Below are 11,605 nucleotides of genomic sequence, written 5' to 3'. Positions count from 1 at the left end.
TCATGAGCGACACGATCTACTGCCACGTCGAACAGGATCCGGACGGGTTTCATCCGGATGGCATCGCCGGGTTTTCGGTGCGGCTGTCGGTTGCGCCGGACGCGGCCAGCGATGACGCTGCGCACGAATCCGTCGAAAGGTTTCTCGGGGCGTTGAAGACGACCGAGTTCGTGGTCTACGTCGCTACTCAATTCGATGGAACCGTGGTGGCGACCATGCTCAAGGCGGATGTCGACCCCATCCGAGCCGACCTGCCTGACGACGAAGCCGCGCAACTCCGCACCGCATTCGTCCGCTGGCTCGCCCGCTACGGCGAGGGCAAGCTGGGTTGGCGACACACCGCCCCTGCCGTCGGCGAGGAGGTCACCCGGACTGCGGGCACGCTGTCGATCCAGGACGTGATCACGGCCACAGCCAGCCAGCCGGCGCCGTTTCCACACCGGCTGGGTCTCGCGATGACGTTGCGCATCAAAGAGGAGGATCTGCCTCCTGACGCCAAGCTCCTGATCGTTCCGCTGTCGCTCGTCGGGTTCATTGCGCCAAAAACCGTTCCGCTGTCCGAAGTGCCGGAACCTGGCAGCGAGATCGAACTGCCTTCCGCCGCCGGCGACGTTCGCTGCAGGACCACGATCGTCAAGCCGCTCGTGAACGATCCAACGAGCCTCATCGATCTCTCCACGGGTTTCTTCAAGCCATCGGACGAGAGCGCGCAGTCCCATCGCTTCCTGGAGCGCCTGGAGCAACGCGGCGGGTCGCAGTTCACCGGCTTCGTGTTGGCGGCGTCGATCGAGTGGCCAGTGCCGGACCCCACCACCGACCAGGACCTGGAGCGGCATGTGGGCCGGCTGTCCTGGAAGGCCGTGGCGGCACTGGCCGGCGCGCTCGATCCTGTGCTGCTCGCGCTGTTCATGCCGGGCCGGGAGGCGCGCGACGGGGCCTTGCTCGGGGAGATGGTGGACAAGCTGGCCGCACTCAGCAAGGGAGGGGCGTCGCGCAACGATTGCCGGAACGCCCTTCGCGTCGCACTCCGGCACCACCCCCTTTTCGTCTTGGATCCCAAGAAGGATCGTCTAGCTCACCTGAACGCTCTGCGAGATGCCTGCGGGCTGCCGCCGTTGACGCAACTCGACGGCCAGGAGATCCCGGCCACGCTCGACTGGTTGGACTTGCTGCTGCTTGCCTCCTCAACGACGAACGAATGGGCCGCCATCGGCAGGCACGCGTTGGACCGCTTCAAAGACTCCGACGGGCTCTCCCGCGAACTAGATCGGCTGCTCGGAACGTTGCAGGACACCTTGACGAGCGAGGCCGGCATCGAGGCCACGACCTTGCGGCTGTTGCGACATGCGAGTGTCGTGACCCATGCGGTGACCATCCTCCGGGCTGCCATTCCCGATCCCTCCATCGACGTGGACGGGTTATACGCAGACGCCATCGACGCCTTCGCCCGGCGGCTCGGCGAGGGTCTCGACGGCGCTCAACTCGCACGCCAGGCCGTGGGGTCGTTGGTCTCCGATCTGTTGCTTGCCGATGTGCGCGTCGAGCAAGGCGACAAGAGCACGACTCTGAACAATCTGGTCGAAAAGCTTAAGGAATGGAAGTTCTGGGCGCATCGGTTCGGACAAGATAAGGAGCCGCCCCTGCAAGACTCCACGGTGGTCACACTCATGTCCGCGCTGGTACGGCCCAACCTGCGGGCGACAGATTTCTTTGAGCGCACGCAGGACGTCGTGGCCGCGACGAAAGTCATCGACGACGCAGCCGACACCCATCAAGCCAGCGTCATCGCGAACCTCTCTCCACCCCCGGACAGACGCTTCCAGCCCGACCCCGAGCCCCGTCCGCTCGCCATCCAGCTGCTGGTCGACGCCGCCGCGGACGACGCCGCGGACGACGCCGCGACGGATGCCAACGACTTCGCCGCCGTCTTCTCCGGCGTCGCCGTGCTCCTGCAGGCGCGACGCTCGAACACCGACCAGAGCGCCTGGGCCCATGCCAACCTCGCCGAAGCCACCCTGGGGGGTGACACGGCCACCACGATCAAGCCCCTGCCGACGACGGTGCAGGACGGCCGCCGCCAGCTCTTCGTCGAATACCGAGGCGTGCCCTTCGCCTCCCGCGCGTACGAGAAGACACTGCCCACCGCGGGGGAAGGCATGCCCGAAGCCCTGCTCACGTTCGACTACGACCCCAAGCTGAACGAAAACCACGTGCCCGTGCCTTCCCTGGCGTACGGCACGCGCTACGACGTGGCGGTCCACGCGGTCGGCAGGTCCGGCGCGTTGCCGGTGGATCTGCAGGCCGCCGGCGGCGAGCCCTGGGTGCCTGTCATGCAGCCATCAGGCAACAGCGATCCGCTGCGGCCCTTCAATGTGACCTCGCTCATGTACAGCCGCACCATGGCAATCGGTGCCACGGCCATTCGCGAGCGTGATGACGCTCGAGGCACCGCACGACGGATCGGCGTCGGCCTCGACGGGGTCCGCCCACTCGCGGCCGACTACCCGCGGCTGTCGCTGGCCGGTAGCACGACGAAGCGGACACTCTTCCTCGATGTATTTCGCAATGCCGACGGCTCTGGCGCGATCGCGCTCCCGTCGGAGGCCGGGAAGCCGGTGCAGGTGGCGCTGACTGATGTCCACTACTGGGGAGGCTGCGCGCCCGAACTCATCGTGGAAGTCCTGGCCGGTTCGGCGGCAACGAGGAGCGATGCCCTCGCCTCCCTGCGCATCGTCCTCCCCTCGGATCGATTCGATTGCAGGCTGACGATCGAGCGCGATGCGGGTGGGCAGTTCAAGGTCACGGAGTCCTCCGGTGCCTCAGGCGCGTGGTCCACGGTGCTTCCCAGCGTCTGGCTGAGGTTGCGGGTCGCGAAGGCCGCGGACGGCGGCGGCATCTCGCTGGCCGACCCTGCCACAGATCAAGGCGGTCCGGCCAGTGGATCACGTCCAATGCCGTCGCGCCTGCTCCTGTGCGCCCCCGAGGGCACGTCGTGGCGAGCGCCCTTCAACAAGGAGGCCAGCCTTTGGATCGAATCTCCCCGGACTTCGTGGGCGAACGTGCAGCGATGGCTGGACAACCCCAAGCTCGCCGACGACTGGCTGTCCCCGTTGACCGACAAGCAGTGCGATGAGCTTAGAACCAAGCTGCTGACAGCGGACCTCCTGCGTGCGGAGGTCAAGGAACTCGCCGAGCTGCTGGACCGCCTCCCCGATCCTGCCGTGCGCTTTCTCGAGGTCGATCTCCACGCACTGGACAGCCTGCGGGACGACCTGACCCAACTTCACAAGGACGCCAAGCTCGTCACGCCGTGCGAGCGTATAGAGGTGAAGTCGATCGGCAAGCTGCTCGACTCGCTGCCCGGATGGGGCAAGCTCGACCTCATCGAGCTGCTGCGAAGGATCAACGACGCCTGCAAGACGCCACTCACCGTCAGGGCCGACTCAACTACCGTGGACGCCAAGCTCTGGTTGAAGAGAGACGGCGCGGCACTGGCGGCAAAGGTTCCTGCAGGCATGGTGGCCCAGCTGCACGTGCGCCCGCTTGTGGCAAGACGTCACTTCGAATCGCGTGAGGTTGCGGATCCGTTGAACGAAGCTTATCCACCCGTCATAGATGAACGCCTGTTGCAGTGGGCAACCGGCCACACCGGCATCGACGGGACGCTCTACGCCCGCTTCCCCGGTGCCGAACTGCAAGTGGAGGCGATGCTGGGACCGATCGTTCGCGACGACACGACCCGGTCTGCGCCATCATCCGCGACGCCGTGGCTCAACGCACGTGCCGACTGGACACGCCTGGCCGAGCACGCCGTCCAGCACGACCCCATCGGCACCTCCCGCAAGTACCGCCTGCAGGCCGGTGCGCCCCACGGCGCAGACGCCTGGACATGGCGCCAGGCCGGCTGGATCGACGTCGAGACGCAGCGCTGGCGTTTCACCGGCCGGCCGATCCAGCACTGGTTCAGGCCGCAGTCCTTGCGGAAGGTGCCAGCGGATCAACCATCCTTCGAGATCGATCTCGACGACAACGACCGGCACGTCATAGCCAGCTTCATGGCGGAAGCCTTCGACAACCGTTCCGACTCCGACAACGTGGTGCAAGGTGCGCCCCTCCTCCCCCAACCCGCCAAGACGACACTCGTCGAGATGGCCTGGGAGAAGCCCTCGGCCACGCTGTTCCGCCATCGCCTGACGATCCGTTCCCGCTACGAGGGGGCGATGGTCAACGCCAGGGAGGCGCGTTGCGCCGCGTGGTCCGATGCCGATCCGGCCGGACCCTGGCGGGTCGTGGCCATGCTGGGAGAGCGCGGCCGCATCACACTCGGCCGCCCGCAGCTGCGGGCCCTGATGCCGCTCACGACGACGCCGCTCGACAGCGCCGCAGGCCCGGCCACGCCCCCAGTCCTCGCCATCCTGCATGACCGCCCTTTCGACCTCGGCGGCCTGGCCGAGCGCATGGCCGGCGAGATCCGGCAGGGGGTGGGGTACGACCTGTCCGGGCCGAAGGTACTTCCCGCCGATGCACGCAAGGAGGCAGGCCCCGACCCCCGCCTGTCCTACCGCCCGCTCGACGAGGCGCTGGCGCGGTCGCTGGTGCTGTCGGCGCAAGGCCCGATCGGACTGACCTTCGACGCGACGCAGGGAACGGGGCAAGCGTTCCCGAACATGGCGCTCATGCTGCATCCGCTGCAGGTGCTGCCGACGAGCGAAGGGGCGGCGGAATTCAAGCCGGTGCGGATGGAGGAATCGTTCTTGAGTGTGTCGTTGCGGCGGCATCTCGACCCGGCCTGGCTGGTCCCCGACCTCACCCTGCTGGGCGTCCGCAAAAACATTCCTTTCGACTCGGCGTGCTGGTTTAGCGGCACGGTCAAACGCGACTGGACGAACGAGACGCTCATCGAAGTCGAGAACGGTGACAAGACGGAAACGCAGGTGCTTGCGCGGGGCCGGCACCTGCCGCGAGGCGATCACGTCTGGCTCGACATCCTGATTCCCAAGTACTTCGTTGACGAGACCGCTGCCCCGCCCAAGGCCCGTGGCAAGAGCGTCGACGCCTGGCTGTGCATCGCCTCCATGCCGATCGCTCCGGAAGGCGCATCGGTCGCGCTGATGCACGTGCCCGGCAGCGGTCGCCTGGCCAACCTGTCCGTCCTCCTGCAAACCTCGAACGGCGACGGCAACGCGGACCTCGGCCAGGGCAACTGGCAACTGCTCGGCAGCATCGATTGGTCCGGGCCGTTAGCCTGGGGTGACATGACGTTTCGGACAGAGAGAAAAACAAAAACAAGAACGAGGACAGAAACATTGGACTATCACCCCATCAACGCCAGCGCCCCGACGGCGCTGCGCTGGGCTCGCACGGGCCGCGACTTCGACACCGTCTTCGCCGGCGACGCCGAGCAAGACGTGCCCGTGTCCGAACTGGCCGGCGAACTGGCAGGCGAGCTGGACGCCCAGGCGCTGAGCCTGCATCGCCGGGCCGGCGGCACACCGCTCTGGGTCCGCAGTCGCCAGAGCGCACAACGCTTCCCGACCTCGACACAACGCCACGTCGCAGCGCTCTACTCCCGCCACATCCGCGGGCTGGGCGAACCGAAGGAGTTGTTGCGCGACGCCTGGATGCTCGCGGCCCGGAACATGCCGGAGCCGCCCCTCGTGGAACGACCGGAGTTCGCCCGGCTGCTGGAGTTCGAGGTACCCAGCCGGCCTTGCGTGTACATGCCGGAAAACGCGCTCTGCCCTGATGAGTACCGGCAGGCGTACCACGACCTGGTGTCGGTGGGCTTCAACGTGGACGAGCCGAATCAGAAGAGGCTGTCGATGCACGTCCGGCTCATCGGTGCGGAAAGCACGCTGGCCGACATCGACGCGTTGACCTTCGGCGTTCGGGGGACCGGCCAAGGAGTGCCGTGGGTGGTGAAACTCCCTCGCCCCACCGGCGCCGACAAACCCGTCCACGCCGTGGAACTGGATCTTGACCTCTCCACAGGCCACGACACCGAACCTGACCTGACGGTGCGCGCCGGTCGGTGGATCATCCAGGGTGGCGGCATGGCCACCGTCAAGTCCGTTGGGAAGGCCCCCGACAGCCTGAACAAAGCAACACCACACGGCATCTTCGTCACCTTGACCGGCGTGCAGCTCAAAACAGGGGGCGTGGCCTCGGAACTCTGGGCCGAATCCTCCGTCCTGGTGTCACGTCTCGACAGCGGGGCCGGGTTCGGTGGACGCCTCGATTTCGACTGGTTCTTCGGCGCGCACGGCGCCTTCGACCCGGCCGATGCGGTGAGCGTGGCGTCGCTGCGTCAAATGCCGGAAGCACAGGCGCGGCTCATCGCCATTTCGCCCCCCGTCAAGCTCGTCAAGAAAGGAACGTCGCCAAGCAACTGAGGCCGCTCGATACGTTCGGACCGCTCCGAACTCCAGTTTCGCCCCGAAGCTCAGCCGTCGCTCCGAGACTGTGGGGTTATGTCCATACACTTCCGCGCAATCCAGAGAGGCTACTCCGATGCCTGTTTCCGTCACACAAATCGCGTCGATCATGCGCGCGTTCGGCCAGAAGATCGCGAACATGGAGTGGGAGAAAGCCGCCAAGCTCCAGGAGATTTGGTTCGGCTTGGCTGCGCATGTTGCTGCCCCTACGCCCCCAGACCACTTCGACTTCTCGGTCGTGGTGTGGCCGGAACAGAGCGGAATCACGATGGACTGGCTGTTGCGCCCTGAGGTCGACACTGATGGGCGCGCCAAGATGGCTTTCGGCATCCTCCAGGCCCTTGCGATCGATTCAGGCGGAGATGCGCGGAAGGCCATCATCGCGCAGGTCACCGCGCAGTTTGAGAAGACCGCTGAAAACTCGGTCGAACTCGGTGTTATCAAGTGGGACAGGAGCATGGACGTGAAAGCGTTCCATGCGCAACGCGTGGAGAGCAGTGCCGTGGTGACCGACCTTGGAATCACCCCAATCGATCCGCTACTCGGAGGCTTGGGAAGCTTCAACTTCTACGCCGTCCCCGTTGGCACTGCCAAGAGGGCAGCGGACGGCACGGTGGCTGTCCATGTCACCGACTTCGTCACCTACGTAATGGACTCTTTCGACTTTGAAGGCCTTCAGCCTCTCGGCTTCTTTGCCCTTCCGGACAGCATTTCAAAGACACCGTTTGATGGAGGCTGGCCTATAACGAACGGAACTTATGGGGACTGGCGCAATGGCGCAGAGGCAAAGGGCAAGGGCGGCGACTTCCTGCTAGTGACCGATGCGAAAACGGTGCACACCCCCGTGGTGTTTGCATTCACGGAGAAGCCGACCATATCCGGGACCTGGCGTAGCACAGATGCAAACGGAAGATTCTCATTGGCAATCAAGGGAGACTCAGCCGAATGGACCGAGACCGGCCCCGAGACCGGGTTGGTCTACAAGAAGACCCTCCCAGTGGTTCAGCAGGGACCTGAATGGCGCATCGAACGACCCAACAACGATTTGGCCGTCCTGCGGATGCTCGGATTCCAGGATGCAGCTCTACAGCAGGCCATCTTGGCCCGCGACCCGCACCCGTCATTTCTCGTCCTTCGCCTACAGGGGCCAATCCTCGCCACGAAGTGGTCAGGCATGCGTGTCAAGAAAACGCCACAGGGGACTTTCCAGAGTCTTGTCCAGCCCGAAGATCCGGCATACCCGCCCGGCGACTATCTCTTCACGCGGGTCTAGCATCGATACATCTTGAGGCTGCCTGTAGGCTGCGACAGGGAGCGGCGCGACGGGCGCATAGTCGAGGCGAACGGCCCGTGGCGCGGCCTTGACTCGCCTAACTGTTCCTCACGCGAGGACACTCTTACGAGGGGTGCTTCATACCGGACCATCAGGGATGTCAGCACCCCTGGCCGGGTCCAGTAGCCGCGAGCGGCAGCTTCTTGGATGCGAAAAGCGCGGGGCCGAGCGTTGGCCGTCGGGCAGGTCTCCGGAGCGCCGAGGGGCAGCTGAGGGTCGAGGATTACTGTAGGGAGCGGGCGTTCATCCCGCAGGAAAGGAGTCGGTCAAGACCGCCGCGCGCTCTTTGAAGTACCAATGATCGGTCCGAAGGGTGCAGCGGTCACCGGGCTCGCGGAGATGTGTAAGACCGCTTCTAGTCTTTGCAGTCGTTCAACGTTTGTCCCCGATGGGCAGCTCGCAGTCTCAAGCAGTCGATGACTCCCGAGCGACGGTTACACAGCGGTTGTGGTCGGTCGCCTCCAGCCATCGACGGGCCGCATTCCGTCTGAATGCGGACGCTGCAGCGTTCCAGAAGTAGCCGAACGATCGGCCAAGCGACGCGACACGCAGGAACGCTCGTTGACGCACTGCGCCTCCGGTGGATCGGGTCGGGTCGGACTTCTGCTGTGCACCTGCACGAACTCGCGCAATCGATCCAAATCGGAACTGTCTGAAAACCGCCCGCGCACTAGAAGGCGGTCGCACAGCCCTCGATGGATGGCTCAGCCGCACAGCGCGTTCGCGGCGCGCTTCAGATCCACTGACTTTACTAACCCATAGACACCCGGTCAGCACTCACACACAGTCGAGGACTTTGGGCGTCCCGGCATGAAGGCCTTTTTTCAACGTCGCCATGCCCGCCAGCGGCATTCAATCCCAGCGCCACTCGCACTACGGGTACAGCACGTGTGGCGCAGCGGTGCCTTGGTGCCGCTTATGCGCTTGCAGGCTCGATGTGTCGAGGGCATACGTGCGCAGGAGCCATCGGGACTGGCCGCCGACGTCGTCGCCAACCTCACCGCGTCCATGCAAGGCCAACCGGTTGCTGACAATGAGTAAATCGCCTGGCTGAACGACCACCGGCTTCGCACTGGCATTGCAGGCGGCCTCCAGCTTGTTCGAAGCCTGCTCGGCGGGGCCGCCAGTAACCGTCGGCACGACATTACTATGGCTGTACCGCACGTAGGTGCCTCCGCTTGAATCCTTCAGCACCGGGGCGTCGATCACGACGTGCTCCTTGCCCAGAGTTCGCTTTGTCCCTTGCCTGAAGGTCCTCTGCGCACGGATGGAGAACTGGGGCTTCTTGAGCTCGTCCACGTCCGCCGACGACAGCTGTGCCAGCACATCCTTGGTTGGCATCAACCTCGTCGGCACGCCCTTCGGATTGCGCAGCCCGATTAGCGTCACGAGGTCGGGAGACGGGGCGATGCGGCCATCATCGGGGTCGTCGTCCCCGTTGAAGGGGAAACTCACTGCGTCGGTATGCCCACGCATTCCGCCTTTCGACTTTTCCGCGACAGCACCAGTTCCGGGCATCGCGACGAGGTTGACGAACAGGTTGCCTTCATTTTCGGAGCCGTAAGAGACCGTCTCCAGTCGCAGCAGGCCATGCACGGCGAGTGCCGCAGCCTGTCCCGCCACCGCGCCATCCGCAATCGGCACCGGGGTGAATACTTCTGGCGTATCGACCAGCAGCGCGGTTGCATCGAACACGCTCGGAAGATGGCAGTACGGCGCGCTCAACACGAAGACCCGAGCAGCTGCGGCGCTCTGTCCTTTGCCAGCCAGAAGCGCCTCCACGGTCAGGCCCAAGGCCGCGCTGAGGCCGGCAGGCGCCAACAACTCCGCCCGCCGCTGTGCAGGCGGCGTCGATTGCATCCATTGGTCCACGGCAGCTTTGACGGCCGCAGCGAGGTCGGTCTCCGTCATGAGCTCCTCCGGGGTTGCTATATTGTTGATACATGCCTACACTGTTGTCAAGGGGCGGGTGTTCGCCCATCTTCGCCATGGAGGCCGCCAATGAATCCCGCTCTTGACCCGATGGGGACCGCAGAGGCAAGAGCGATGCTTGACCAACTTCCGGGGCTCTACTTCGAAGTTCTAAAGAGCACTCACATCGAGCAAGCCACCGAGGTAGGCGTCCAATGCTCGTTCGAGCTTCCGGTACTTGGAAAGCGGACTGCGACTGCGCCTACGGCGCTTCAAGCAATTCGTGCTGTGCTTCTGGAACTCACCGATGTGCTAACGAGGACACCGACCGGAGAGTGGCCCGACGCATGGCGCAACCCTGCCTTGTCGCACTCCTCGGCGCCTGAACGCATCCCCTCTCTTGAGGATGCAAAGGCCGAGCGATTCAAAGGCAAAGCCCGACAGTGGACGATCGGAGTCACCATGCCATTGGGGCTGAAGACATCCGTACAGGACATCGCTGACTTGCATCAAGCGAGCTTTGCGGAAGTCGCTCGGCAGCTCGCAGGAGTCGGGTTCGAGGACTTTGATGAGCGGTCGTATTCGGAGAGTTCCAAGGAACTGCTCTCTCTGTTGTCGTCCGAAGTTCGGCGGTGGCAACCTTCGGAGACCGAGCAAGTAATGGTGCGTGTCGAACCCGAATTAGGAGTTCGTCTGCGCTCCGCTGCCAAGGAATATCGACGCTCCGCGTCTGAGTTTGGAGCTATGTGCTTGGCACATGGCCTTGTCCTGCAGACTCAATTCGCCGATATTGAACAGAGAGTTGCTGTGTATCGCGGCCCAGCCGTTCGGAAGCTTGCACCTAAAGTTGGTGTGGGAGCGTACGCCGCTGCTTTGCTCTCTGGGGTCCTGGCGGGTTCCATCCGTGCACCCAAGAAGCTATTGGGGCGACTCGCCGAGGTTCTTGAGGCCTCGGAGCAGGCACTGACCGCATTCTTTGAGGGGACCTTCGCAGGGCGCCGCGTCCCGGCTTTCAAAGCCGAGAAAGGCAAACCTCAAGTTTCCGCCGCGGCGACTTCGTGGGAGGAGGCCGTGAAGTCACTCAAGCTTCCGGCAGACCAGACCAAAGAACTCCTCCAACTTGATGAGTAGGGCGTATGAACCCTTTTCAACGTGCTCGAGACGAAGCCAGGGCAACGCGCGAGAAGCTGGCGCCAGGGAAAAGCGACGACGCAATATCGGCGAAAGACCTTCTGACAGCCGTTGAAGATGCGCTCACTCTTGCCATCGAGCCCGTTGAGCCAAGCTACCCCGACTTGGGGCAAGGCAGCGCTGTTCTGCAGCGGGAGCAGAGGTTTATCTACGTCAGCAAGGAAATCCCCAAGTGGAGCGACAAGTTCTGTGGACTTGTCGCGCACGAGCTTGGGCACTGGTTCCTCGACGCAACCAAAGCTCCCACAACAGTCGCGCACCTGAAGACACTGTTCGGAAGTGATGGTTCTCCTGCCGTCATGAAGGTGGAGGCCTATGGCGCCCGCGAGAGGCAGGAACTCCAGGCCAACGTCTACGCAAGAGAACTGCTTCTTCCGCGTGACCTCGCACGCCGCCTAGCAAACAAAGGCAAAGGACCAGATAACGTCGCGAAACAGCTCGGAATTCCGTTGGAATTCGCACGGCAGCAAATGCTAGACGCGCTCCTTCTGCCTGATGCCGAATCCAGTGTCAGCGAGCTCAAGCCCCCAAGTCCCGATCAGCTAGCCGCCGCTCGAGCCGAGGAGCGTGCAGCCAACGTGGTCGCCGGTCCGGGGACGGGAAAGACGTCGACGCTCATTCATCGCGTCAAGTACCTAGTCGAAGAAAAGAAGGTCGACCCAAGCAAGATTCTGGTCCTGACGTTCACGAACAAGGCCGCATTCGAGCTCGTAGAACGCCTTCGGGGTGCTGGTAT

General features: G+C 64.0%; 5 protein-coding genes. 4 read left to right on the top strand and 1 reads right to left on the bottom strand.

Annotated features, from left to right (window positions below; genetic code table 11):
- The first annotated feature begins 2 nt into the window (after window positions 1-2).
- Together AC1DXV_RS10160 and AC1DXV_RS10155 are read left to right on the top strand one after the other, a co-directional pair.
- Complete coding sequence (locus tag AC1DXV_RS10160; RefSeq protein WP_477933444.1) at window positions 3-6,392, top strand: hypothetical protein; 6,390 nt, start codon at window positions 3-5, stop codon at window positions 6,390-6,392.
- Between the two features lie 118 nt (window positions 6,393-6,510).
- Window positions 6,511-7,707: a DUF6402 family protein gene (locus AC1DXV_RS10155; protein WP_477864505.1), complete on the top strand. Its 1,197-nt coding sequence runs from the start codon at window positions 6,511-6,513 to the stop codon at window positions 7,705-7,707.
- Between the two features lie 933 nt (window positions 7,708-8,640).
- Here the strand turns inward: AC1DXV_RS10155 and AC1DXV_RS10150 are convergent.
- Window positions 8,641-9,678 carry a TauD/TfdA family dioxygenase gene (locus tag AC1DXV_RS10150; RefSeq protein ID WP_477864504.1) on the bottom strand — a complete coding sequence of 346 codons (1,038 nt, stop codon included), beginning with the start codon at window positions 9,676-9,678 and terminating at the stop codon, window positions 8,641-8,643.
- Window positions 9,679-9,768: 90 nt separating this feature from the next.
- Here AC1DXV_RS10150 and AC1DXV_RS10145 point away from each other — a divergent pair, with 90 nt between their 5' ends.
- The gene (locus AC1DXV_RS10145) at window positions 9,769-10,809 is read left to right on the top strand and encodes a hypothetical protein (protein ID WP_477864503.1); all 1,041 of its coding nucleotides are present in this window, start codon (window positions 9,769-9,771) and stop codon (window positions 10,807-10,809) included.
- A gap of 5 nt (window positions 10,810-10,814) precedes the next feature.
- A partial coding sequence (locus AC1DXV_RS10140; RefSeq protein WP_477933442.1) for an ImmA/IrrE family metallo-endopeptidase occupies window positions 10,815-11,605 on the top strand: 791 nt, incomplete at its 3' end.

This window comes from Rhizobacter sp. P3_C12, assembly GCF_056402735.1.
The sequence above is the reverse complement of the archived record's forward strand: the minus strand, read 5'-3'. Positions and strand labels throughout refer to the sequence as shown.

Coding starts and splice junctions, on each gene's coding strand:
- AC1DXV_RS10160 (WP_477933444.1), top strand. CDS start 3: ATGAGCGACACGATCTACTGCCACGTCGAACAGGATCCGGACGGGTTT.
- AC1DXV_RS10155 (WP_477864505.1), top strand. CDS start 6,511: ATGCCTGTTTCCGTCACACAAATCGCGTCGATCATGCGCGCGTTCGGC.
- AC1DXV_RS10150 (WP_477864504.1), bottom strand. CDS start 9,678: ATGACGGAGACCGACCTCGCTGCGGCCGTCAAAGCTGCCGTGGACCAA.
- AC1DXV_RS10145 (WP_477864503.1), top strand. CDS start 9,769: ATGAATCCCGCTCTTGACCCGATGGGGACCGCAGAGGCAAGAGCGATG.